Genomic DNA, 23,809 nt, shown 5'->3' with positions numbered 1-23,809 from the left:
AACATATTTCATGTTGTCAAATATACCCGTAGCAGCCAGCCGATGATATAGGCCAGGAATGCAGTAATGGCGCCTATCGCCAGTGTTTCAACACCGGAGTGTAGCCAGGAGTGAAGCGACCAGTGGCTTTTGACTGAACCAATCACAAAAAATACGACACCCGTTAACAGACACGACCAGAAAAAAGGACTGGCAATACTGAAGACATAAGGCAGTAAAGGTACCAGACCAAACAGAACAAAAGCACAAAATGTATAGAGTGCGGCCTTATAGGGAGACCGGATGGCCATGGGTAATCCATACTGTTCCCTCAATAAGGTATCGATCCATAGTGATTTATTGGCGGTGATAGCGTCGGTTACCTTGTCGAGCGTGTTGCCTTCTACTCCTTTGCTGGAAAAAATTTCTTTTATATCATTTTTTTTAACTTGCGGTGCTGTTTCAATGTTGTTGGATTCTATTGCCTTATAATGCTGATATTGTTCAGATTCCGACTTGGTTCCCAAGTAATTGCTTGCTGCCATGGAGAATCCATCAGCGAGAAGATTGGCAAAGCCCAATATTAAAATAACCAGTGGCGAGAGCTGGCCGCCCACCACCCCTGAGACAACGGCAAAGGTTGTCACTGTCCCATCAATGCCGCCATAAATCCAGTCGCGTAAATAGCTTTGAGCGGGAATTTTTACTAGCCGGGCAGACAGGGACGCAGGAGAAGGAGCTTTATAGTGGGGCATAATAGCGACATCACTCCGTGCAGGGATATTATATACGTTAGCATTTTTACGCAGATTCAATCAATGCAATAAGCTTTGTCGTCGATAAATAACGATGCTTTATTTTCCTCTTCGCATGGATTATTTCCTGTATAATGAAGAATGGAAACGGGAATTCCAGTCACATGACAATGTACCAGGATGCATTAAAACGTCTCGATAAGGCTGCTGCTTATGTCAGGATCGATGCTGAAGCAGTAGAAAAATTAAAGCACCCCAAAGCCTGCCTTGAAGTCGCTTTTCCAGTACGCATGGATAACGGCCAGTTACGTATTTTTAAAGGCTATCGGGTTCATCATAATGATATTCGCGGGCCCACAAAAGGCGGAATTCGCTATCATCCTAATCTTGGATTAGAAGAAATTAAAACATTAGCATTCTGGATGACTATTAAATGTGCGGTCGTTGGTATTCCATTCGGCGGAGCAAAAGGCGGTATTTGCCTTGATCCCAAGCAACTGTCGCGTATGGAAGTGGAACGAGTCAGCCGCAGCTACATAGAAAGGATCGCGGATTTTATTGGTCCTGATATTGATATTCCTGCGCCGGATGTTTACACGAATGAGATCATCATGGGTTGGATGATGGATGAATATTCGACTATCGTACGGCAATTTACTCCCGCCGTCATTACGGGTAAACCGATCCCCCTGGGTGGTAGCCAAGGAAGAAAAGGGGCGACTGCGCGAGGTGCTTACTATTGCATTAAAGAGCTGAGGAAGGATAAGAAATGGAAAGTAAAAGAGACAAAGGTTGCGATACAGGGATTTGGAAACGCAGGCAGACATATTGCCAAATTGCTGTATGAAGATGGGTATAAAATAGTAGCCGTCAGTGACTCAAGCGGTGGAGTTTACCATGCGGATGGGCTTGATGTGGATGAGCTGATTCACATTAAAGAAAATTCTGAAGAACTCTATATGGGATATTGTAAACGTTCGGTTTGCCAGTTAAAAGATGTGGATCATATCACGAATGCTGCATTACTCGAACTCGATGTGGATCTCTTAATTCCCGCAGCTATTGAAAACCAGATCACTAAGCAGAATGCGTCAAAAATTAAAGCAGATGTCATAGTAGAAATCGCTAATGGGCCTACCACTTTCGATGCAGAGCCTGTGTTGCAGAAAAAAGGCATTTTAGTAGTGCCGGATATTCTTGCTAACGCCGGCGGTGTGACAGTAAGTTACTTTGAGTGGGTGCAGAACAAGTCGGGTTTTTACTGGTCTGAGGAAGAAGTGCATCAACGGTTACATACCATTATGACACGCGAATTTAATCAGGTTTGCCAGCTGATGATACAGCATAAAACGGAAATGCGGACCGCTGCCTATATTCATGCGCTGAGCAGGTATGCGGAAGCAGTGACGGCACAGGGAACACACGATTACTTTTCAGGAATCCGTTAGCGCAAGAAACAAGGAAGCACAAAAATGTTTAAGCGTATCCTGGTAACGATGGATGACAGCAAAACAGCAAAACTCGCATTGAAAAAGGCAATTGAATTAGCCAGAGAGCAAAAAGCGAAGCTGCGAATTGTTCATGTGGTTAATTACACGACTCATGCTGTTGGCGGTGAAGGAATCAATATTGATGCGTTACGAGAAAGTATGCAAAAAAGCGCAGAGCACCTTTTAAAAAAATCAGCTGAACTTGCCGAAAAGAAAAAAGTTAAAACTGAGAAAAAATTGATAGAATTTAGTGCTGTGATAGGTACTGTATCGGATGAAATTATTGAAGATGCCAAAAAATGGCGAGCAAGTTTGATCGTAATAGGAACGCATGGCAGACGGGGTATGAAGCGCCTCATATTGGGGAGCACTGCTGAAGAAGTGTTGCGAAAGACCACTATACCCATACTATTATTTCGGAGCAAGCAGGATGATTAGCAAACCCAGAGATAGAGCGGGGAAGATATAATGTACCAACCTTACCTGCTTATCGCGCTTTTAATTTTGGCAATGATTTTATTTATCGTAGAATACTGGCGCTATGATGTAGTTGGGCTTTTGATACTAATAATCGCGGTATTTGTTGGAATCGTACCTTTTAACCAGGCGTTTGCAGGCTTTAGCAATCCTGCCGTTGTCACGGTGGCATGCGTAATGATTTTAACCAAAGCCGTCAGCCAATCCGGTTTGTTGGATTATCTGATCAGAAAAATAGAATTCCTGTTCAAAAACACATTTATTCATGTGGGTACCTTGACCGTGATAACGGCGGTTTTATCATCATTTATGAATAATGTTGGTGCCTTAGCGCTGATGATGCCTATCGCCATACAAACTTTTATCAAAAATGGCAAATCACCCTCATTGGTGTTGATGCCCATTGCGTTCGGATCCGTGTTTGGCGGGGTAACAACACTGATTGGCACGCCACCCAATATTCTTATTTCCTATTATAGAGAAAAAATAACGGGTGACTATTTTAATATGTTTGATTATACGCCGGTTGGTATCCTGATTGCGTTGGCAGGTATTCTATTCATTATTTTTTTTGGCTGGCGACTTATTCCCGTCCGACGCAGCGCCGCCAAGGCGGAAGATTTATTTCAGATATCAGATTACATGATAGAGGTTAAAGTCCCCGAAGATTCGCCTTTTGTAGGTAAGACGGTAGAAGAGATGCAGAAAAAAATTGAAGCTGAATTCGAGTTGATTGCTATTACTCGAAATGGTAAGAAACAATTTTCATTCCCCAATAAGAAATACATTCATATCGATGATGTGTTAATTTTTGAAGCCCCGCATGAAAGTCTGGAAAAAGTAGTCAAGGCTGGCAAGTTTAAACTGGTCGGTGATAAACCGATCTCATCCGCTGAATTGTCTTCAAAAGAGATAGCGATTATGGAAGCCGTCGTGCCGCCTGATTCCGATGCGATTGGCCGATCTGCGAAAATGATGAAATTACGCTCAAGGTATGCACTCAATCTGCTGGCCCTTTCGCGAAAGGGTATATCATTTAGGCAGAATCTGAATGATATACGTTTTGCATCCGGCGATGTCGTATTGCTGCAGGGAAATGTAGAAACATTACAAGAAACTATCGTGAGTCTTGGCTTTCTGCCATTAGTAGAACGGGGAATAGATGTTGAAGTCACCAGAAAAAGAATTTTGCCGATTGCTATTTTCTTTATCGCCATTGTGCTGGTCACCCTGCAGGTATTGCCCATCGAAATTGCATTTACTGCTGCAGTTTTGGTCCTTATCCTGGCAAATTTGATGTCACCCAGAATGATGTATCAAAGCATTGACTGGCCTGTGCTTTTATTTTTGGCCACGTTTATACCTGTTGGTGAGGCATTGCAATCTACGGGCGCCGCTAAAATTATTACAGATGGTTTCATGAGTATTTCTGGTCAATATTCACCTATATTTGCCTTGACAGCGATATTGATAGTCACGATGCTGCTATCTGACTTTATGAATAATGTTGCTACGGTGCTTGTAATGGCTCCCATTGCTGTACGTATTGCGGAAAGTTCTCATGCAAACGTGGATACATTTCTAATGGCGGTTGCAATTGGTGCATCCTGCTCGTTTTTAACACCTATCGCCTATCATAATTACACGATGGTGATGGGTCCGGGCGGTTATAAATTTTTCGATTACCCGCGGTTGGGCTTGCCGCTCGAACTAATTACAGTTTGCGTTGCAGTGCCCGCGTTGCTGTGGATATGGCCATTGTAGGAACAGATATGGCTATTCTTCAGGACTATCACGTTTTGCCAATGTGACTTCTTCAGGTAATTCTTTAATGTGAATGTCTTGTTGGGGAAAGGGAATATCGATTCGCTTCTTCTTGAACGCTTCTGCGATGGCGAAATTTAATTCGCTTTCTATGCGATATTTATTGTTGACGTCATTGATAATGCACAGTAAATCAAATTGCAAACTACTGTCGTTAAATTTTCTAAAGAGTACTTTAGGTGCATCGGGACCTTCTTGTATGACTTCTTTATGTGCTGTAGCCACTTCCAGAAGTGTTTTCTTTGCTAATTCAAGATCGCAGCCATAGGCGATTCCAATCGTGCAAATGACACGCCATTTCGTGTTTCTGAACATGTAATTGGTAAGATTGGTTGAGGTAATTTTAGAATTAGGGACAAATACATCGGAATTATCAAGCGTCACAATTTGCGTAGAACGCAATCGCACCCTTCTAACAAAACCCTCAATATTATCTACATAAATTCTGTCGCCTGGTCTAATAGGCTCTTCAATCAATAAAATTAGTCCGGAAATAAAATCATTAACGATATTTTGCAGACCGAAGCCTATGCCTACAGAGAGCGCGCCAGCGATGATGGCAAGTCCTGTAAAATTAACACCGGCAACGACCAGGGCAATGATCAAAATAATCACGAAACCGGAATAACCCATGATGGTAGCAATGGCTACCTGCGCACCTTCTTCCACGTAGGAGCGGCTATGACGACTGACATAACTTTGCAGCCAGCGATTGGCTAAAGCCAAGAGAGTAAATACCACTAATGCCAGCAAGACCTGGCTTGGAATAATTCGCAACCCTGCGAATGTAAAACCATCCATCACCGCACGCATTATTTGGTTGAAATATGCGGTTGAAGGTATCCACGTTTTTAGCAGAAGTACGATTACTCCGCCCCAGATAATCATCATGGCTGCGATGTAACACAGTGTTAATTCCAGAATTTCTTTATGGCGACGCACGCCAAGATAATAGCGAAATGTCTCCTGTTTTTTTAAAGCGCGAATTCCTTTTTTGATGGGAATATGTAGTAGCCAAGCAGCAAGAACAATCGCGATTGAAGCGGCTATGTTTTGGACCAGATAGAGAGCGAATAAATGGTAACCACTCCATTCGGCAATCAGAATAACCAATAGCGTAATGCTGAAGACGATGTTTAAGGTTTTACGTACATGCTCCCATTCGTAAAACAATTTAGGAATTCGAGTGGTGACAAAGATAATGCTGATTAAACTAATGCTAAGCAATGTGATAAACAGAGAGTCGGTTAATTGTCTAATCGGAACAAGCAATTCCTGATCTTGAAACAGCGTAGTAACGACATAATAAGCTAATAAAAGCGTTAACAAATAAAACAATCGACGGCTAAAAAAACGCGGTATTTTGCCAGGAAATATGATTAAAGGCTGCGCTGGTGGTGGCGGATAAAACAGACTTTTAATGATGGCGACAAGCGCTGTGTAAATAAACAAGGCGATACTTATTGTTGCCAGATAAGTAGATAATATCGCCGGCAGTGTATAAAACGTAAAGAAAATGGCAAGCGCAAGCGTAATAAATAGAGCATACGCATATTGAAAAACAACAGCTGTTATATTGAATCCAAGCAGCGATTGGTCCGATATACCTTCTCTATTGCGACACCATCGCCGTGTACCATAGCCAGCCATTATACTTAGCACGATTAATATTATTAACATGCCAAGATTACTACTGGTTAAATAAGTAACGCCTAATTTTTGGTTAAAGATGTTCAAATTAAATTGATTTTCAACCGATTGAATCGTTGGCAATTGCGTGAGGTTTTCAATAACCGAAGGTGCTTTGGAGAATAACTGGGCTGTAATCAGTAATTGTTCACGTGCTTGGAGATCAGAGAAAATATCCTGCGCACGCAGCAAAACTAACTGGCATTCGGCATACAATTGGTTTAATTCAGATCTTCTTTTGTCTAAATTTGATTTGGTTTCATCAATACGCGGGGATTCGGCTTGGCTGTCTAGTTTTCCAGTATTTGATCCCATAAGAGCCGTATTTATTTTCTCAAGCTCTTTTTTTGTGTTGTTGGTGCATTCGTTTGCCTGCTTTTGCAATGCAATCACTGCACCGATGGTTTCTTTTAAAGAGATGGAAGTCCACGCCTCAGTAGTAATTTTTTTCTTAATGCTATCCAGATCTTTGCTCCATGCAGCTGGGGAAAAAACGGCTTCTCCCATTTTATTTTGGGCATGAAGAGGCTGAAATATACAGCAGATAGTGAAAATGAGGATAGCGATGATCTTGGTAAATGCTTTTAGATCCATTTTATAAAAACATCCTTCAAAGATTATCCATTAACGGCATAATATGGTATTTATAGCTACATTATATCAAAAGCCTAACCAATGGGACGGCAAAGACAGCAGTTATTCTTTTTTTAATTAAATTGTATTAATCTACGACAATCATGGACGATAATAATACAGAGTCAGTATCACTTAAGCGATCGCTATCCTTCGCGCTGGTCACGTTTTATGGCCTTGGCACTATATTGGGTGCTGGGATTTATGCCCTGGTTGGCAAAGTAGCAGGCCATGCCGGTATATTCACGCCGCTTGCATTTCTACTTGCTTCCTTTATCGCTTTTTTAACTGCAATTTCTTATGCCGAATTAAGTTCACGTTTTCCCCTGAGTGCAGGCGAGGCTTATTATGTACGTAGAGCTTTTGGCCATGACTGGTTATCAGGCTTGATTGGTTGGATGGTTGTTTTTACAGGTGTAGTTTCGGCTGCTGCCATTGCTCATGGGTTTGTTGGTTATCTACGCCTTTTTATTTCTATTCCTTCTCCGCTCGCAATGATCGGATTAATTATTCTGCTTGGCGCGGTTGCCATCTGGGGCATCATTGAATCTGCCATGATGGCGATGTTAATGACACTGATAGAAATTGGCGGGCTGCTGCTCGTGATATACGTTGCAGGCAACAGCCTGCAACGTTTGCCCGAAGTATGGCATCAGATGCGATTCTCATTGAGCATGGCGGGAAGTTCAGGTGTGTTGGCCGGGGCATTCATTGCATTTTATGCCTATATCGGATTTGAAGACATGGTTAACATTGCCGAAGAAATCAAGCATCCGGAGAAAACCTTGCCTTATGCGATATTTGCGGCTTTAGGAATAGGCACGCTGCTTTATGTGTTGGTTGCGCTCGTTGCCATCCTGGCTTTACCATTAGAAGCTTTTGCACAAAGTGAGGCCCCGCTTGCGCTTATTTTTCAACTCAGAGGTTATCCACCCAGTATTATCGGCATGATCAGTTTGATAGCGATTGTAAACGGTGCCCTGGTTCAAATTATCATGGCGTCTCGTGTGATGTATGGAATGGCGAAACAGCACAATGCGCCGGTGTTATTTGCCACTTTATACCGGCGCACACAAACACCTTTGATCGCTACCTTGTTTGTGATGGCAGTCATTGTTATGTTTGCGCTTTTATTCCCCATTGAGATGCTTGCCAAAATAACGAGTGCTATTATTTTGTGTATTTTTATTATGATGCATTTGTCATTAATTGCGATAAAAAAGCGAAAAGAAGTCCAGCCAAATGCGGTTTCCTATCCTATTCTTTTTCCAATAGCAGGCGCTTTTTTGTCAGCATTATTTTTAATTTTGCAATTTTTATAGGTAAGAGACGAAAGCCGCGAGTTGACAGAAGAAAGCGAAGTGTTACAATGTACCGCTGTATTAGCGTATTATTACATTATGCTTATGTCTGGAAGTAATTTTTTATGAAAATTAGCAAGATTAATCAAGTGCTTGAGCAAGAACTCTATGAGGCTGTCGCGGCAGTCCGATCAGCGGAAGAAGCCAAAAAGTTTTTTCAAGATTTGTGTACACCGGCTGAAATTCAGGCAATGGCAGACCGATGGCACGTGGTTCCTTTGGTGAAAGCCGGAAAATCATATAGGCAAATTTATAATGAAACCGGTGTCAGTGTGACAACAATTGGCAGAGTGGCGCGCTGTCTCATGCTTGGTGAGGGTGGTTACAATCTTGTTCATGAACGGCTGGAAAAAAAATAAACAGGTATGTCCTTCCAAAGCCAAAATTAAAAAGTAGATCGTAACACATTAACATTTTATTAAAAATGATATCTTACTTCAGGATCTTTTTATGAGCGTTCAAGCAAGGCTATCTCCCGGCAAATCGCTGGGTATTTTTTCTCTGGTCATGATAAATGTTATTGCCGTTGATAATTTACGCAGTCTGACAGCGGGTGCAGAATATGGATTTGCCTTGGTATTTTTCTATCTGCTGGCTGCAGCGCTGTTTTTTATTCCAACTTTATTGGTGACAGCTGAACTAGCAACAGGTTGGCCTAATACAGGTGGTGCTTATGTCTGGATACGGGAAGCATTTGGTCCACGCTGGGGATTTCTCAGTATCTGGTTGCAATGGATTTACAATGTAGTCTGGTACCCCACGATATTTGCTTTTATAGCGGGTGTGTTGGCTTCGTTGATTCAACCGCACTTAACCAATAATAAATTCTATATGCTATCGGTTATTCTAACGGCTTTTTGGGGAGTAACGCTTATTAATTGTCAGGGAATTAGAATATCACAATGGATCAGTACGATCGGCGCTCTTCTGGGCACAATCGCACCAATGCTATTTATTGCTTGTTTAGGCGGGGTTTGGCTTTATTTGGGCAAACCCAGCCAGATCCATTTTACGATGCATGATTTTTTTCCGAATTTGTCTAGCATGAATAACCTGGCATTTTTAACAAATATATTATTTGGCTTGATGGGCATTGAAATGTCTGCCGTGCACGCAGGCGACGTGCGCGAGCCCTCGCGAGATTATCCGCGCGCGTTAATATATTCCTCACTTATTATTATGTTAACATTAATTTTTGCCTGTCTTGCCATTGCGATTGTAGTACCTGTTCAACAGTTAAACCTTGTTTCAGGATTAATCGATGCATACGGCATTTTCTTTTCTGCTTATCATATGAGCTGGTTTGCACCCATTATTGCTATTCTTATCATCGTAGGCAGCTTAAGCGGTGCGGCAGCGTGGATTATAGGGCCAGCCCGAGGTTTGCTGGTGGCCTGCGAAGATAATGATCTGCCGAAATTTTTTCGAAAACGCAATCTCAGAAATATGCCTATTGGCATCTTATTGGTGCAAGGTGCCATCGTGACTGCGTTAAGTACTATTTTCTTAATTATGCCCAGTGTCAATAGTTCGTATTGGGTTTTGTCCAACTTGACGGCCCAGCTCGCATTGTTGTTTTATATCTTCATGTTTGCTGCGGCCATACGGTTACGGTACAAATATGCGCGTATCAAGCGTGCGTTTCAAATTCCAGGAGGATTGATTGGCATATGGTTAGTAGGTGGTGTGGGGATTGCCACTTGTATCGGAGCCATCATTCTCGGATTTCTACCACCGACACAAGTGGTAGTTGGTAATTTATTGGGTTATGAAGCGATATTTGTTTTTGGGATAATCGCATGCTGTCTCCCGCCTTTATTATTTTACAAAGGTTCTAATGAGACGATTACCGAGCAGGTTTGCCAGGCAAAATAGTTCTTAAATTCAATTTGTAGTCAAGGATCACTATGTTCGAAAGACCAAAAATATATGATGCTTATCATGCGCAGGCTGAAAATATTTTTAACCAAAGTGTTGCTTTCATCAAATTTCGCTTCAGTGAGTACCTCATTCCCAACCCTGAAAAAGCAAAACAAGCTATCACTGTCTTAACCCAAATTCCAGAGAACAGGCGAACGAACGAGGATGAGTTATTGCTTTTAAAGCTTCAGGAAAGCGCTGGTTACTTCAGTGTCAAGACTAAACACTTATACCCCAGTGCGTTTGAGTCAGCATTAGAGCATCGCATGGAGGCCGTGCGAATACAGCGTAAACGCTTCCAAAAGAACCAGACAGCAGAGGAGGCCAAGAAATTAGCTAACTATTTATACGGTCTTGCTATCGCTTATGCCGAAAAACCAGAAAAAGACATAGCGCGGGCTACTGCAAACATTAAGGAAGCTATTGAAATCTTGAATGCAGCTACACCAACTTCTTGCGAAGATTTAGAGCAGCTTGGGTGTTATTATGAAGACGCGGCACTTATATGCAGGCAAACCAATGCTCTATTGGATGCGTATTCGTACTACAAAGCTTCTGTCAATTGTTTATATCAAATAAAAGCAATTTCGTCTGATGCATCAGCGGCAAGAAATGAAATGATTCAATCTCGGATCGAGGAATTAAATTTTCAAATAAAAATGATGTTTAAAAATAATCTTGATGTTGTTGTAGAGATTGCTGATCAATCGCTGGCTCTCAAATCCGAGAATGAATTTCTGCGAAAACAGCTTAGCGAGGCAAAGCGGGAAAGCACACATTCAAAAACAACGACTGCTGTGGCAGCGTTACATACATTTCATACAAATGCCCCTAAAAATACAGTCAAACGAGTTGATCCGGAAAGTCGTGTTTTAATAAAAAATGGTTGGTATTAAGGCCTTGTTCAGGTTTGAATGAAGCGTTCTTGCGTTTGCCCAGGGTAAAAGAGTGAACCGGTGATGCCTGTGATAAAAATAAGAGGAATACCATAGACGGACCAGTACCACGTATAGTTTCCCGTTTCACCATAGTGATAATAGCAGGCGGCCCCCCAAAAAATACCGCTTAAGATGCTTAAATACACACCGGTGCGTGAGGTTTTCTTCCAGTAGAATCCAGCCAGTAGTGCAAATGATAAGGCTACGATAGGAATATTTGCCAAAATCATTTTATTCAGAATATGATCGACAAACAGATTAGCTCCCCCATAAGATACTACGGCACATAAGATGGTTAATTGCATGCTGCGATTTAATTTTATCTGCTTTTCTTTTGCTGGTTGCGCTCCGACCAGTAGGGTTACCATGGCGCTCCATACACCCGCCAAGGTGGTTGCCGCGATACAGAATAAAATGCCGTAAGCCAAGCCTTGTAAAGAAATTGGGAAAGCCTGATGAATCGAGTACGGTAGCGCTAGTTCAGCTTGCGACAGCATAATGCCTTTTGTTCTAAGCAGGCTAGTTATCCCGATACCCAACCCATAGAATAAAAAAATCAGTATGGCTGCGCACAGAACTGCTAGATAAGCTGTGTTGGCATTTCTGGCCGCAATGATTTTTTGTCCATACCATGGGGCGAGAATATAACTGAACATGGTTAACAAAATTAGAGAGACGACAAACTGGGGTGGCAGTAATTCCTGCATCTGTTGCAGCGAAAGCAGAGGAGGTGTGCTAGCTTTTGGCATTCGCCAGACACAATAAAGCAATACAGGAAGAAAAAAGCAGATAAGAATAAAGCTAATGACATCGGTGCGAATAATGGCTACTAACCCTCCACGCAGTGTCATTAATAAAACTAGTATTACTAGTACACCGCTTAATAGCCAGGCATTTAGCATAGGAAAAAGCGGCATAAAAATTAGCGTCAGTGATTTGATATAAGTGGCACTAAATCCTGCCATAGCAGAAAATAAGATAAAGGAAACCAGATAGCCTATATCCCGGCCGTAACGGGCAGTAAAATAGTCAGCAACGGAAATACCATTAAACTCTTTCCATGGCTTTGCCACCGTCAGCGCATAAAAAATCAGGCCAATTAAAAACACTAGCGGTAAGGATAGGGCCCACCAGGAGGTGAGATAGCCCATGCCAGAAAAAGCGAGCAAGGTCGAGGTGTTCAATTCTGTCATCACCAGTGTGGCAATGAGTGCGAACAGTCGAGTTTTTCTATTCGCCAATAAGTACTGGCTTTCAGATTTAACCTGCGCAGATCGGATTTGACCGGCTATTATCATCAGGCTGAGAAAAAAGAAAAAAAGAATAATATTCCATGCTGTCATTGTATTGTTTCTATCCTGATGTATGTAGTCTAAAAACTTTGCCCGTTTCGGCGAAGACGGCTACTATAATATAGTAGATCGTTTCGTTACGTACACCCAATTTAAGCCTTATTATTTCTTTAGTTGAGGACGCTATGAACCAGACAAGGCCTTACAAAAAACTTTACCGTTCACGCAAAGACCGTATTATTGCCGGTGTATGCGGTGGATTAGGGGAGCATTTTGGTATTGATCCTACTTGGGTAAGATTGCTTTTTATTCTGTTTTTTTTCCTTGCGGGCGGCGCGCTGCTGGTTTATTTAATCATGTGGTTGATTGTGCCGCTTGCACCTGAGAATGCCTAATTAAGACAAGCATAAGCCACGCCAAAACACTCAGGATAAGTCAACTGTAAATATGATTAATTGCAAGAATTGATTTTAGCGCCTCCGTTGCCCGCTCTTATCTGGAAAGATCTGCAATTTTTTTGAGTACTTTCTTAGCGACAGGGATAGTAGGAAATAATTGCGCAAGTAAACCCGGTTCAGAAATATATTGTGTTTTTTTAATGCGCGGCAATTTTTTAATATGCCGTTCTATTCGCATAGCGAGCCCTCTTGTTCCACTGATTTTCCAGCATTGGGCAATACCAAGCGGTTTGAAGCTTCGTGTGTATTTGCACCGGCTAGTGCCATTAAGGTGTGCTGCATACCGTTCGGCAAGGTTTACTGTGTAACCCGTATAAAAAGTATCATTAGTGCAATATAAAATGTATATCCAATAGTTTTTTGCGGTCATTGCTAAGTGCCTATTAGCGAAAAGTGAACGGGTATATTTTTTTGAATATACCCATATTGTTTAAGTGGCACTAATTTTTTGGCATCATACTGGCGTCTTCAAAGAAAGTAACCTGGCCTGTGGCAAGATCTTGCATGCCTCCCACAATTCCTACTTTCCCTTCAGCAATTAAGCGTTTAATGACAGGGCTGTTTGTTTGGATTTGTTTGATGACCATTAAAACATTGTCTTTTGCCGCTTGGTCTATAAATTCTGCTCGGGTACATTCACGCTTGCCATCAGTTGCCTTGCTTGCCTGTGCAATAGCGGGCTGGATTTTCTGCAGCAGGCCGGTGAGGTGACCCAGTTTGGCATGCTGGCAGGCGCCGCGTATGGCACCACAACCAGTGTGACCGATGACGGCGATGAGTTTTGCGCCAGCGAGCTTGGTGCCAAATTCCATACTGCCCAGCAAATCATTATTAAGTATATTACCGGCAATACGCATGGCGAAGACATCACCTAAGCCCTGATCAAATACCAGTTCAGGCGGCGTGCGCGAATCCATGCAATTTAATATCACGGCAACCGGATATTGTCCGGTTGTAGTGGTGCTTGCCTGCGCGCCCAGGTCGCGATTTTTCATTTGCCCACTGATAAACCGCTGGTTACCTTCTTTCAAGCGTTCAAGTACTTCCTGTGGTGTCATTGAGGCCTGCTTTTCTTTAGTCATGATTCCGCTATAGGCTTCGGCGAGTGCAGCTTGGGTAAACGAGAGCAGGATAAGCATGAATACAAATTTATATAAGCCTTTATACTTCATATTATTCTCCTTTTGCCAAAATGGTATGACGTATGCATGTGAAATACCGCAAAACGTTTAATATTACTTTTTACTCAATGCAAGGCCTGCGAGAAAAATAATTACCATGATTACAATAGCAAACCAGGCGACTGCATGAAAGCCTGCCATAAAGCTGGATTCAAATAATTGATAAATATCGCCGGCTTTACCACTGAAATATTGGGTGATAACGACTTGCGCATGTTGAGGATCAGAAATTAAACCCTGTATTTGCTGCTGTTGTTCTGGAGTCATCGCGACATTGGCTTTGGCTAAGCCAGTGAATAGGGCGTCTGATTCGCGCCAGTGAAAGATAACGGATGTTAACGCAAGAAAAATAGACCCGCTGATGTTCCAAAAAGTAAAAACGGTGCCAATGGCTCCGCCTAGTTTTTCCGGTTTGACAGATTGTGCGATAGCAGAAATGGAGCCAACATTCGCGATGCCCCAGGTATAACCCATTAACATTAGTGCAAAGATCACAAAAAGCATATTGATCGAAGAGGTGAAGAGTACATGACAGATAGCCGCCAGCAACGCGGCAAGCAGTGCATAAAGAATCAGGTTGAAAACGCCCGTTTTTTTGACCAGTTTTTCAAATAACAAGGAAATAATTACTTGTATGGCAGGCACGCTCAATAAAATAATGCCTACCATAAAAGCGCCCTGTTTGCGTATGATTTCCAGATAGAGTGGATCAAAAAACATAAACACAAAGGTAATAAAGCCCGCAGCGGAACAGACTAGCATGGCAAGCGTGGCGTGTGAATTCCGGAACAGGGAAAAATCGAGTAGCGGTTGCGCAACTCTGTTTTCTACAGCAATTAAAAGCAATAATGCGACCACGCCAGTGCCAATGAAAGTCCAGGTAAGGGAGTGATCCCAACCTGTTTGTTCGCCAAAAATAATGCCGTAAACCAAGGAACCTAAGCCTACAATTAACAGTAATAAGCCTAGCCAATCAATTTTAATTTTATAATCCGGTCGCGGCGATGGTTTGAGATGAGGCATGCAGAGCAGCAAACCAAATACAATGAGGGGAATGTTTATCCAGAATACCCATCGCCAACTTAAAAAAGTAATCAAGAGGCCGCCCAGAAAAGGGCCGACAGCCAGGCCTGCGCCATTAAACGCGCTAAATATGCCGATGGCGCGAGTTTGTTCCTGTGCAGGAAAAGCTTGTGGCAATAAGGCAACCCCGACGGTAAAGATAATGGCTGCGGCAAATCCCTGGATGGCACGAAAGGAAATTAACCATTCTATGCTTGATGCGCCGCCCGCACCTAGTGCGGCAATGCCAAATAATATAAAGCCAGTAAAGTAGATGGTCTTACGGCCAAACAAGTCACCCGCCTGGCCTGCGGCAATCATAAACATGCAAAGAATCATGCCATAAATATTCATGACCCATTGCAGTTGCAACACCGTTGCATTGAGATCTTTCTGAATAAAGGGTAAAGCAGTGGCTACAATGGTGTAATCGAGGAAGGCGGTGAAGGATAACAGGCTTAAACCAACTAATGCCAACCATTTATTGGGAGAATTATCTGCTTGCACGGGTTATCCTTTTCGCCGGCGATCATTCGTCTATGATATACAATGGAAACCGGTTAAAACCAGCTTATTCCACGATTTCGATACCGGAGCTTCAAATTTATATACATAAAATAAAATGCATGTTATCTTATAGAACACATCACACGATTTGGCGTCCTATTTTAAGTAAATAGTGTGAGTTTTACCAACCAGTAAATATTAAATAAGGTTAATCTGTTATGTCAGCACGTGAAAAAGGAACCGTAAAGTGGTTCAACAATGATAAAGGTTTTGGTTTTATTCAGCGCGAACAAGGTGCGGATGTATTCGTACATTTTCGTGCGATCATGACCAAAGGCGATGGCTACCGCACTTTGGTGGAAGGGCAGCGAGTCGAATTTACCGTGACGCAAGGCCAGAAAGGCCCGCAAGCTGAAAATGTTACTGTAATTGAGTAACATAACCATTCCCTCAGCGTGGAATAATTAAAAAGTTATTCTAGGCTCTTGTTTTTCAGTGAAAAACCCCATTACGTTGGTGATGGGGTTTTTTTGTTTTATTCCGCGAAGCGTCAGTTGAAACAGCATTCTTCAGCAGGCTAGGACATATTTTCTTCTGTCGAAAATCGTTTATTACCATTTATCTCCATGCTTACTTTGAACAAATAAAGTGTTGCTGCAATCAATGCCGACAGCACGCCTAAATAAAGAGGCAATGTTGCCGAAAAATGGATGAGCGCACCGCCAAAAAGGCAAAGCATGGCATCGCCTAGCATCCGCAAACCCATCAGCATTCCCATGACTTTGCCTTGAATATGCTGGCCAGCGGTATCTGATATTTGTACGCGCAGACTGGTTGTTGCGATGGAAATGGCTATCCCAATCACACCATATAGGACAAGCACCACTTGTGCAGAATGGGCTAGAGCGATGGCGCTTAATAGCAAGCAAAATGAGATAATAGATACGAGTATGCTTTGATAAAGTGGATAACGGCAGGAAAGTTGATGAGATAGCCAACCACTACTCAATGCCAGCCCAAGACAGAGAATGATGGTGTAGAATGCAATTTCAGTCGCATCCATATGCCATATAGCCGTGAGATAGACGGGCCCGAATTCATAAAAGACATCTACGCCTAGCATGAATATCAGGCAGGCGATGAGTAAAAACCTTAAAGCAGCGTTCCGCAGCATTTCTTTGAGATGCTGAAGAATATTGAATTGTTGCCAGAAAGCTGTTTGGGCGGTCAGGGTTGGTTTGTATGTTTCGGGAAGGGCAGTATATGCTAAAAACAGGGTTAGTAAAGCGAGCCCTGCTGCTGCATAAAAAGGAACGGATACATCAAACCAGCTGACTAGTCGGTTATCAGATAGCAGCCCGCCCATCATGGGCCCAAGAATATAGCCGATTGAAGCTGCCATCATAATGCCGCCAAATCCTTTATGTTTATTAATGTCTTTCAAATCCGCAATAATCGTTTGAGCGAGTGCAATGTTACTTTCTGACAATCCCGTCAAAAAACGGCTAAAGATAAGCAGCCACAGTAATCCGTGCCGCAATGTGAGAGCACTTAAAATATAACCCAGCAAGGTACCCACCAGGCTGCTCAATAAAATCGACCGGCGGCCATAACGGTCTGACAGAGCACCAATAATGGGTGAACCAATAAATTGGCCTAGTGGATAGGCGGCCAGTGTCAGCCCAAGCAGCAGGTTCCGATTTTTTTCTGCCCAGGGGGTCGCAACCATAATAGAAGAGGCAGAATTCAAAAATAACGGCGCGAAAAGCGGATAAGCAATCGAAACACCAATAAAGCCCATTAAAGTGATGAGCAGGATAATATATAATTGTTGATTGCTTGTTGTTGCTATTTTGAATTTCATTCTAGCGGCCTTCTGCCCGGTCGCGGACAGGGAAAAATTATAATTATTCGCTTTCTTGATGAAAAAATCAGCGTCCTATTATACAGACGAGAGATAATGATGCCTAAGCCTATTATTAGAAAAGCCTCAGTGGAGGACGCCGGCCTCATTGCTGACCTTCATATTCGAGGCTGGCAGGGGGCCTATCACCATCTTATTCCTGCAGAAAAACTGGCACGCCTTGCTTTGCGAGAGTGGGTGGATGAATGGCAAAAACGCCTGGAAAATCCACAAACTTTTGTTTACCTTATTGAAATATCGGATGTTTCAATTGGGTTTGTTGCGTTCGGATCCGACCGCGATGAAGTTGATGTGAGGTTAAGACAAGGGGAAATCTACGCTATCTATCTTCATCCAGACTGGAAAGCGAAAGGCTACGGTACGCTGCTCTGCCAGGCAGCCTGTGACAGACTTCAACAAGATGGCTTTAACCTGGTAGTGCTCTGGGTGCTCGAGGCTAATTATTCTGCGCGCCGTTTTTATGAAATCTTGGGCTTTCAGAGAGCCGTTTCTGTAAAGCAAGTCGTCCTGTTGGATGTGCCGCTTCAGGAAATTCAATATCAAAAGGAACTATAACAGTGACAAATCTCCTGGTGAATATTGATGTAGATAATATTGAACGCGCCATCCTTTTTTATCAGCAGGCTTTTGGGCTGACGGTTGGAAGGTGGCTTGCAAAAGATGCGGTTGAACTGCTCGGCCTTGACTGTCCCCTTTATCTTTTGCAGAAGGATCCGGCTACTCAGCCTTGCCCGAATACAGATGCGAGACGCATTTATTCTCGCCATTGGACACCTGTGCATCTTGATATCATTGTCAGCGATATTGAGTCTGCGATTACGGCAGCGGTAAAGGCAGGTGCGCAAGTGGAAACGAGAAACGATGCTCCCTGGGGACGCATTGCTACACTGGCGGATCCGTTTGGTCACGGTTTTTGCCTGTTGCAGTTTATAGGCGGTGGTTATGATGTTATTTCCAATGAGCAGTTTCGTTATGAAACCAGTCATGGAGAATGCCAATACAGTCAAGAAAAAGACTGTTCAGAAGATAAGTGACAATCTCATTTTTTAATCTAGCGCTGACTATGCTCAGGTTCAAAACCTAGCATTAGCAGACAGCCTATTAGTAAGAAAATAGCGCCCAAGACCAGCGGCCATGTCACATTAAAGCTGCTTAATAATGTCGATAACAGGATAGCGATGCCAGCTGAAAATGCAACCAAAGCGCCTGTTACACCCATTACCCATCCCTGACGTTCGGGGCCAACTTGATTAGAAAAAAGAGTCATGACATAAGCGTAACCCATGGCAAGCGCTGCCGTGGCAGGAAGTGCAGCGAGCCAGGGGTAAATGACATGTTGCGGAGTGATGGTCAAAAGAATACCGAGAAATAAAATGCCGTAGCCTGCAATGACAATATTTCTTGCGGAAAGATGGCTGACATATTTCACCAAGAAACCAAAGCCGATGGTCAAACCAAGGCCTATCAGTGCGAAAAAAACAGCAATATGTGTAGCGTTTAACCCGTATTTTCGCGCTAAAAACTCAGTGATATATAAATAATAAATGCTCCATCCCAATTGCAAGATAGTAAAGCAGATTGCGAGATAACGAACTGCTGGGTCTTTGAAGGCTGAAATAAAAATTTCGACAGCCCGTAGTAGCCTTAATCTCAATGCACCCGTTTTGCCAGATGTTTCTTGGAAATAAAACCATAAATAAAAAAGATTAAACAGGGATAAAAAACAGGCAAAGTAAAGCGGAGTTGAGGCGCTGAACCATGAAACCAGTTGGTTATCTGAAAGAAAACCGCCCAGGATCGGTCCTGCCATGATGCCTAATGTCACCGCTAGCAGAATCAATCCCATATTATGCGCTTTATCTTGCGGGCCGCTGATGTCTGCAATGCAGGCTTGTGCAATAGGCTGACTGCCAGCGGTGAAACCGTAAACAATACGTCCTAATAGCAGTAACCACACTGTCTGCCACCAAAAAGCCAGAGCAGAGGCGAGATAGCCCACGGTGGATCCTAGAAGACAAAGCAGCAGCGCTTTTTTGCGGCCGGCCGTATCAGAGATGTCGCCTAACATGGCAGCACCAAAAAACCAGGTAAAAAAGAAACTACAAATAATGACGCCATACCAGATATTGCGTTCTTGAGTCGTTACACCGTGAAGGACAGCGTGTGAAGTTGGATTGATAATGACATTGGTCAAAATGGGAAAAATCAGACCTTGTCCCATTCCGTCAATAAAAAGGATTAATAGTAGTGCCAACAGTGCATGTCGTTCCTTGCTTACCATGCTTATTCCCTCGATTAAAAAGGCAACTTCCTCCTATTAGACACCAAATAAAGCGTTAACTGCAAGATAATGCAGCATTTAAATCAACCGGTTATATTATTGTTGCTGCCTACCATAATTAAGATTGGCTAAACGGGCTGAAGCGGTTAAAATTCCCGCCATCAAAAAATGACTGCTTGCCGATTAACAGAGTGAGATAGAGGCTGACGAGGAACTATTTATTATGGCGCAATATATTTTCAGTATGCAGGGTGTGGGGAAAACGGTTCCGCCCAAACGTGAAATATTAAAAAATATTTGGTTATCCTTTTATCCTGGCGCCAAAATTGGTGTGCTGGGCTTAAATGGCGCAGGCAAATCCACTTTACTGAAAATCATGGCTGGTATGGATAAAGAATTTCATGGCGAAGCCTATCCGCATACTGATATCAAAATTGGTTACTTGCCGCAGGAGCCTCATTTAGATCCCCAGAAAAATGTGCGCCAGAATATTGAAGCAGGTATCGGCGAAGGGGTCGCTGTTTTAAACCGTTATAATGAAATCAGCATGAAATTTGCTGAGCCGATGAATGACGCGGAAATGAATAAGCTTCTCGAAGAGCAGGGTGAACTGCAAGCTATCATCGATGCCAGCAATCTTTGGGAACTTGACCGCAAGCTTGAAATCGCTGCTGATGCGCTTCGTTTGCCCCCCTGGGACGCAGATGTGACTAAATTGTCGGGTGGTGAACGCCGACGTGTTGCGCTGTGCCGATTATTACTGTCCAATCCGGATATGCTGCTTCTGGATGAACCCACAAATCATCTGGATGCGGAAAGCATTGCCTGGCTGGAACGTTTTTTGCATGACTATTCTGGCACTGTGGTAGCAGTGACACACGACCGCTATTTTCTGGATAATGTGGCTGGGTGGATTTTGGAGCTCGACCGCGGACAGGGTATTCCTTATGAAGGTAATTACACTGCTTGGCTTGAGCAGAAAGAAAAACGTCTGGAACAAGAAGAGCGCCAGCAGGCTGCCCATCAAAAGGCGATTCAGGCAGAGCTTGAGTGGGTGCGTAGCAATCCCAAAGGCCGACAGGCTAAAAGCAAGGCACGACTTGCGCGTTTTGAAGAGTTAAATTCGCGTGAATTTCAAAAACGGAATGAAACTCAAGAGCTTTATATTCCACCAGGCCCGCGTCTTGGCAATCAGGTGATTGAAGCTGCCAATCTGACCAAGCGGTTTGGTGACAGATTAATATTTGAAAATTTAAATTTCGATATTCCGCCAGGCGCGATTGTCGGTATCATTGGGCCGAATGGCGCTGGAAAATCAACCTTGTTTAAAATATTGATGGGGCAGGAAACACCCGATGCGGGAACGATTCGCTTGGGAGATACCGTAAAGCTTGCCTACGTTGACCAGAGCCGTGACAATCTCAATGGGCAGAATACGGTATGGCAGGAAATTTCGGGAGAACAGGACGTAATGACAATTGGAAGCTTCCAAATGCAATCCCGCAGTTATGTAGGCCGGTTCAACTTTAAAGGCTCGGATCAGCAAAAATTCATTAAGGAGCTTTCTGGCGGTGAACGAAATCGTGTGCATTTAGCGAAGTTGTTAAGCAGTGGCGGAAATGTATTGCTGCTGGATGAGCCAACCAATGATTTGGATGTCGAAACACTGCGCGCACTGGAAGAAGCCTTGCTGGCATTTCCCGGATCTGCATTAGTTATCTCGCATGACCGATGGTTTCTTGACCGCATCGCAACACATATTCTGGCTTTTGAAGGTGACAGTACAGCCACTTTTTTTGCCGGCAATTATACCGATTATGAAGCGGATCGCATAAAGCGCCTGGGTGATGCAGCTAAACAGCCGCACCGAATGAAGTATAAAAAACTGGAAAATTAGCGCTCTATTAGAAAATTTTTTGTCGATTAGCATCGTCTTGCGGCTTACATTTATTATTGCGAGTTTAAAAAGTAATGAAAAAAAAACTGATTCAGAATAAGTCACTCATTGTTAAGAAATCGCCTACGCATGGTTACGGCGTGTTCGCCGGAAAGAAAATTAAAAAAAACGAAATCATTGAGGAATGCTACACGATTATCTCCAAGGGCGGTGATAAAGTCCTGGAAGATTACTATTTTGACGCTAGAGGTAAGTCTGCTATTCCTACTGGTTTTGGCATTATTTATAATCACGCCGATGAACCCAACACAGGTTGGTCAATCAACGTTAAAACACGCATCATGACCATTAAAGCCATTCGTACTATCCAACCGGGGGAAGAAATTTTTGTCTCTTATGGAGATGAATGGTTTAGCAGTCGCGGCATTAAGGCAAAAACGCATAAAAAGAAAAGAAAGTAAGACATCAACTAATAACGCAAATTGTGATTATAAGGAAATTGTTTCTTATGGAGGTTGTTTAATCTGTCTTTGTCCGTTGGCCCTAGTTCCAACCACATTGACCATAATTTTTCAGCGTTTTTTTTGCTGTCTTTTACGCCGGCTAGAATGACATCAAACATTTTTTCCATATCACGCAAATAAATAATGTGGTTCGTTAAAACCTTATGCCCATCTGTATTTGATAAAGCGGCAATTTGTACTAATTTGTCTACAGTTAAACTTTCTAACATTTCACGTTGCTTGTCAGTAAGCAGCCTCAAATCCTTGGGTAAGGGTGAGGCAATGCCAATTAGATCAAGTTCTTTAGGGGACAATTTACCAAAATAGGCTAATTTCATCGCAAGCTTGCTCTTATCTAATAAGGTTTTCTCCTCCGAACATTGAATGAAATTCTGCAGCGCATGAACGATTTCCATGACACAGTTATCGAAATTGAGCAATGTATCTTGAAGTAGATCGGACGGAATGAAATATTTGCTTCCGTATAAACATTCCAGTAAATAAACCGGGTTAAAAAGTTGGAGATTGTCTAAATTATATTTATCTCCCTTGCCTTGTAGGCTGTAAAAAAAATCAATTCTGTAACACATCTTAAAATCAGTGACCATATTTGCCTTTTTCAGATCTCCTTCTTTCAAAGCAAGCGAAATTAAAATCGAACCAAATAGATTGGCTAAAGGTAAAGTACAGGATGACGGTGCATTAGAAAGTGAAATAGCATTATTTTTCTTTTGTGACAGAACATGCGTTCCATTTAAATCAAGTATACGGGATTTAGGAACACCAACATATAAATTGTAAATATTGCCTAGTATTACTTCAAAAAAACTCCGCATGACCGGTGGATAAAAGGGGTCTACATCTGAGTACAGCGTAGGTATTTTTTTAAAAAAAGTGGAAACCCCTCCCTTTTTTTTATGATATTCAACTTCCTTCGCAGAGCTTACTCCTTCATTGCTTTTACCAATTTCTTTTCCCAATTGATCAGGGTTTTTAAAAAGATTACCAAATATTTTCGGTGATCTGCTATTCATTGGTGGCGAGATTAGATGGGATGGTGATTTACTTTTACTATTTTCAGTAAAGTTGCTTTGGGAGGAGTTGGTGTCAAAATAAGTAGATAAATATGTATTTTTTATTGTAAGAAAATCCTGATTACTATAATTGGAAATATGGGAAATAACCGATGTGAAAAATTCATTTATTGTTGTTGAATTAAGCTTTTTTATATTTTTACCATCAGAAACTTTTCTATCAATCCATTCTGAAAGGGCAGAAAGCAACTTCAAAAATTCACTCTGCTTATTTTCAGGAACATGCTTAAGCATCTCTTCCACTAATTGAGCTATTTCATTGATTGCTTTTTTTCTATTTTCCTTTCTTTCCGATGTGGGCAGGATTTTTTTGCCTATACTTTGCATAACAATAGAAATATATTCATCTTTTTTAGGGAAAGAGTCACTCGAAAAGAGATATTGCATTAGAATCATGGACTTTAATAATGATGCCTTGGAACTTTGCCCTTTCGCCAGGAAAGGAGCAAAAGTCGCAGCAATGTTCTGTCTTTGCAAGGTATTTTTAGATCCCGTTTTGAATTTTTCTTTTAAAAATCTTGGAGTTGCCATAACCGTTCACCTG

General features: G+C 42.4%; 22 protein-coding genes. 13 read left to right on the top strand and 9 right to left on the bottom strand.

From position 1 onward, the window contains the following. Positions 1-8 precede the first annotated feature (8 nt). The gene (locus tag AQUSIP_RS10830) at positions 9-734 is read right to left on the bottom strand and encodes a VIT1/CCC1 transporter family protein (protein ID WP_114834742.1); all 726 of its coding nucleotides are present in this window, start codon (positions 732-734) and stop codon (positions 9-11) included. A 170-nt stretch (positions 735-904) separates the two neighbouring features. Here AQUSIP_RS10830 and AQUSIP_RS10825 point away from each other — a divergent pair, with 170 nt between their 5' ends. The 3 genes from AQUSIP_RS10825 to AQUSIP_RS10815 are packed head-to-tail and all read left to right on the top strand — an operon-like array spanning position 905 to position 4,465. Continuing rightward, the gene (locus AQUSIP_RS10825; protein WP_114834743.1) at positions 905-2,182 is read left to right on the top strand and encodes a Glu/Leu/Phe/Val family dehydrogenase; all 1,278 of its coding nucleotides are present in this window, start codon (positions 905-907) and stop codon (positions 2,180-2,182) included. A gap of 24 nt (positions 2,183-2,206) precedes the next feature. After that, positions 2,207-2,662 carry a universal stress protein gene (locus AQUSIP_RS10820; RefSeq protein WP_114834744.1) on the top strand — a complete coding sequence of 152 codons (456 nt, stop codon included), beginning with the start codon at positions 2,207-2,209 and terminating at the stop codon, positions 2,660-2,662. A 30-nt stretch (positions 2,663-2,692) separates the two neighbouring features. After that, positions 2,693-4,465: an SLC13 family permease gene (locus tag AQUSIP_RS10815; protein WP_114834745.1), complete on the top strand. Its 1,773-nt coding sequence runs from the start codon at positions 2,693-2,695 to the stop codon at positions 4,463-4,465. Between the two features lie 12 nt (positions 4,466-4,477). On the opposite strand, the gene AQUSIP_RS10810 is transcribed toward AQUSIP_RS10815, so the two are convergent. Then, positions 4,478-6,808, bottom strand: coding sequence for a mechanosensitive ion channel family protein (locus AQUSIP_RS10810; protein WP_114834746.1), 2,331 nt, complete (start codon positions 6,806-6,808; stop codon positions 4,478-4,480). A 143-nt stretch (positions 6,809-6,951) separates the two neighbouring features. Between AQUSIP_RS10810 and AQUSIP_RS10805 the strand changes: the two genes are divergently transcribed. From AQUSIP_RS10805 to AQUSIP_RS10790, 4 genes are all read left to right on the top strand, one after another. After that, complete coding sequence (locus AQUSIP_RS10805; protein ID WP_114834747.1) at positions 6,952-8,169, top strand: APC family permease; 1,218 nt, start codon at positions 6,952-6,954, stop codon at positions 8,167-8,169. 104 nt (positions 8,170-8,273) lie between these two features. Beyond that, a complete protein-coding gene (locus AQUSIP_RS10800) occupies positions 8,274-8,567 on the top strand; it encodes a YerC/YecD family TrpR-related protein (protein WP_114834748.1) in 294 nt (97 codons plus the stop codon). Between the two features lie 91 nt (positions 8,568-8,658). After that, entirely contained in the window at positions 8,659-10,083 is a 1,425-nt protein-coding gene (locus AQUSIP_RS10795; RefSeq protein WP_114834749.1) for an amino acid permease, read from the top strand. 32 nt (positions 10,084-10,115) lie between these two features. Further along, on the top strand, positions 10,116-11,024 hold the full coding sequence (locus tag AQUSIP_RS10790; protein WP_114834750.1) for a hypothetical protein: 909 nt from the start codon (positions 10,116-10,118) through the stop codon (positions 11,022-11,024). A gap of 8 nt (positions 11,025-11,032) precedes the next feature. Here the strand turns inward: AQUSIP_RS10790 and AQUSIP_RS10785 are convergent, their stop codons facing one another. Continuing rightward, the gene (locus tag AQUSIP_RS10785) at positions 11,033-12,409 is read right to left on the bottom strand and encodes a sodium:solute symporter family protein (protein WP_114834751.1); all 1,377 of its coding nucleotides are present in this window, start codon (positions 12,407-12,409) and stop codon (positions 11,033-11,035) included. 134 nt (positions 12,410-12,543) lie between these two features. Here AQUSIP_RS10785 and AQUSIP_RS10780 point away from each other — a divergent pair, with 134 nt between their 5' ends. After that, on the top strand, positions 12,544-12,753 hold the full coding sequence (locus AQUSIP_RS10780; RefSeq protein WP_114834752.1) for a PspC domain-containing protein: 210 nt from the start codon (positions 12,544-12,546) through the stop codon (positions 12,751-12,753). Positions 12,754-12,850: 97 nt separating this feature from the next. Here the strand turns inward: AQUSIP_RS10780 and AQUSIP_RS10775 are convergent, their stop codons facing one another. From AQUSIP_RS10775 to AQUSIP_RS10765, 3 genes are all read right to left on the bottom strand, one after another. Then, positions 12,851-13,186 (bottom strand): GIY-YIG nuclease family protein, encoded by a 336-nt coding sequence (locus tag AQUSIP_RS10775; protein WP_114834753.1) that lies wholly within the window; start codon positions 13,184-13,186, stop codon positions 12,851-12,853. A gap of 70 nt (positions 13,187-13,256) precedes the next feature. After that, on the bottom strand, positions 13,257-13,988 hold the full coding sequence (locus AQUSIP_RS10770; RefSeq protein WP_114834754.1) for a carbonic anhydrase family protein: 732 nt from the start codon (positions 13,986-13,988) through the stop codon (positions 13,257-13,259). Positions 13,989-14,051: 63 nt separating this feature from the next. After that, complete coding sequence (locus AQUSIP_RS10765) at positions 14,052-15,566, bottom strand: MFS transporter (protein ID WP_114834755.1); 1,515 nt, start codon at positions 15,564-15,566, stop codon at positions 14,052-14,054. 218 nt (positions 15,567-15,784) lie between these two features. Here AQUSIP_RS10765 and AQUSIP_RS10760 point away from each other — a divergent pair, with 218 nt between their 5' ends. Then, positions 15,785-16,003, top strand: a complete 219-nt coding sequence (locus AQUSIP_RS10760) for a cold-shock protein (RefSeq protein WP_114834756.1) — start codon at positions 15,785-15,787, stop codon at positions 16,001-16,003. 140 nt (positions 16,004-16,143) lie between these two features. Here AQUSIP_RS10760 and AQUSIP_RS10755 read toward each other — a convergent pair whose 3' ends face one another. Continuing rightward, positions 16,144-17,430 (bottom strand): MFS transporter, encoded by a 1,287-nt coding sequence (locus AQUSIP_RS10755; RefSeq protein WP_114834757.1) that lies wholly within the window; start codon positions 17,428-17,430, stop codon positions 16,144-16,146. A 96-nt stretch (positions 17,431-17,526) separates the two neighbouring features. Between AQUSIP_RS10755 and AQUSIP_RS10750 the strand changes: the two genes are divergently transcribed. Both AQUSIP_RS10750 and AQUSIP_RS10745 read left to right on the top strand, forming a co-directional pair. Further along, complete coding sequence (locus AQUSIP_RS10750) at positions 17,527-18,045, top strand: GNAT family N-acetyltransferase (protein ID WP_147277494.1); 519 nt, start codon at positions 17,527-17,529, stop codon at positions 18,043-18,045. 2 nt (positions 18,046-18,047) lie between these two features. Beyond that, positions 18,048-18,524 (top strand): VOC family protein, encoded by a 477-nt coding sequence (locus AQUSIP_RS10745; protein ID WP_170131834.1) that lies wholly within the window; start codon positions 18,048-18,050, stop codon positions 18,522-18,524. Between the two features lie 17 nt (positions 18,525-18,541). On the opposite strand, the gene AQUSIP_RS10740 is transcribed toward AQUSIP_RS10745, so the two are convergent. Continuing rightward, the gene (locus AQUSIP_RS10740; RefSeq protein WP_114834759.1) at positions 18,542-19,771 is read right to left on the bottom strand and encodes an MFS transporter; all 1,230 of its coding nucleotides are present in this window, start codon (positions 19,769-19,771) and stop codon (positions 18,542-18,544) included. A gap of 223 nt (positions 19,772-19,994) precedes the next feature. On the opposite strand from AQUSIP_RS10740, the gene ettA reads away from it, so the two are divergent. Together ettA and AQUSIP_RS10730 are read left to right on the top strand one after the other, a co-directional pair. After that, positions 19,995-21,668, top strand: a complete 1,674-nt coding sequence (ettA, locus tag AQUSIP_RS10735) for an energy-dependent translational throttle protein EttA (protein WP_114834760.1) — start codon at positions 19,995-19,997, stop codon at positions 21,666-21,668. 74 nt (positions 21,669-21,742) lie between these two features. After that, a complete protein-coding gene (locus AQUSIP_RS10730) occupies positions 21,743-22,129 on the top strand; it encodes an SET domain-containing protein-lysine N-methyltransferase (protein ID WP_114834761.1) in 387 nt (128 codons plus the stop codon). An 8-nt stretch (positions 22,130-22,137) separates the two neighbouring features. Here the strand turns inward: AQUSIP_RS10730 and AQUSIP_RS10725 are convergent, their stop codons facing one another. Beyond that, complete coding sequence (locus AQUSIP_RS10725; RefSeq protein WP_114834762.1) at positions 22,138-23,796, bottom strand: hypothetical protein; 1,659 nt, start codon at positions 23,794-23,796, stop codon at positions 22,138-22,140. Between the last annotated feature and the right edge of the window lie 13 nt (positions 23,797-23,809).

It is taken from the genome of Aquicella lusitana (assembly GCF_902459475.1).
Lineage (GTDB): Bacteria > Pseudomonadota > Gammaproteobacteria > DSM-16500 > DSM-16500 > Aquicella > Aquicella lusitana.
The sequence above is the reverse complement of the archived record's forward strand: the minus strand, read 5'-3'. Positions and strand labels throughout refer to the sequence as shown.

Bases quoted from the DNA above. Each gene is read 5' to 3' on its own strand.
- AQUSIP_RS10770 (WP_114834754.1), bottom strand. From the start codon at position 13,988: ATGAAGTATAAAGGCTTATATAAATTTGTATTCATGCTTATCCTGCTC.
- AQUSIP_RS10790 (WP_114834750.1), top strand. From the start codon at position 10,116: ATGTTCGAAAGACCAAAAATATATGATGCTTATCATGCGCAGGCTGAA.
- AQUSIP_RS10780 (WP_114834752.1), top strand. From the start codon at position 12,544: ATGAACCAGACAAGGCCTTACAAAAAACTTTACCGTTCACGCAAAGAC.
- AQUSIP_RS10775 (WP_114834753.1), bottom strand. From the start codon at position 13,186: ATGACCGCAAAAAACTATTGGATATACATTTTATATTGCACTAATGAT.
- ettA (WP_114834760.1), top strand. From the start codon at position 19,995: ATGGCGCAATATATTTTCAGTATGCAGGGTGTGGGGAAAACGGTTCCG.
- AQUSIP_RS10805 (WP_114834747.1), top strand. From the start codon at position 6,952: ATGGACGATAATAATACAGAGTCAGTATCACTTAAGCGATCGCTATCC.
- AQUSIP_RS10810 (WP_114834746.1), bottom strand. From the start codon at position 6,808: ATGGATCTAAAAGCATTTACCAAGATCATCGCTATCCTCATTTTCACT.
- AQUSIP_RS10730 (WP_114834761.1), top strand. From the start codon at position 21,743: ATGAAAAAAAAACTGATTCAGAATAAGTCACTCATTGTTAAGAAATCG.
- AQUSIP_RS10800 (WP_114834748.1), top strand. From the start codon at position 8,274: ATGAAAATTAGCAAGATTAATCAAGTGCTTGAGCAAGAACTCTATGAG.
- AQUSIP_RS10795 (WP_114834749.1), top strand. From the start codon at position 8,659: ATGAGCGTTCAAGCAAGGCTATCTCCCGGCAAATCGCTGGGTATTTTT.
- AQUSIP_RS10825 (WP_114834743.1), top strand. From the start codon at position 905: ATGTACCAGGATGCATTAAAACGTCTCGATAAGGCTGCTGCTTATGTC.
- AQUSIP_RS10725 (WP_114834762.1), bottom strand. From the start codon at position 23,796: ATGGCAACTCCAAGATTTTTAAAAGAAAAATTCAAAACGGGATCTAAA.
- AQUSIP_RS10815 (WP_114834745.1), top strand. From the start codon at position 2,693: ATGTACCAACCTTACCTGCTTATCGCGCTTTTAATTTTGGCAATGATT.
- AQUSIP_RS10820 (WP_114834744.1), top strand. From the start codon at position 2,207: ATGTTTAAGCGTATCCTGGTAACGATGGATGACAGCAAAACAGCAAAA.
- AQUSIP_RS10830 (WP_114834742.1), bottom strand. From the start codon at position 734: ATGCCCCACTATAAAGCTCCTTCTCCTGCGTCCCTGTCTGCCCGGCTA.
- AQUSIP_RS10785 (WP_114834751.1), bottom strand. From the start codon at position 12,409: ATGACAGCATGGAATATTATTCTTTTTTTCTTTTTTCTCAGCCTGATG.
- AQUSIP_RS10755 (WP_114834757.1), bottom strand. From the start codon at position 17,430: ATGAAATTCAAAATAGCAACAACAAGCAATCAACAATTATATATTATC.
- AQUSIP_RS10760 (WP_114834756.1), top strand. From the start codon at position 15,785: ATGTCAGCACGTGAAAAAGGAACCGTAAAGTGGTTCAACAATGATAAA.
- AQUSIP_RS10750 (WP_147277494.1), top strand. From the start codon at position 17,527: ATGATGCCTAAGCCTATTATTAGAAAAGCCTCAGTGGAGGACGCCGGC.
- AQUSIP_RS10740 (WP_114834759.1), bottom strand. From the start codon at position 19,771: ATGGTAAGCAAGGAACGACATGCACTGTTGGCACTACTATTAATCCTT.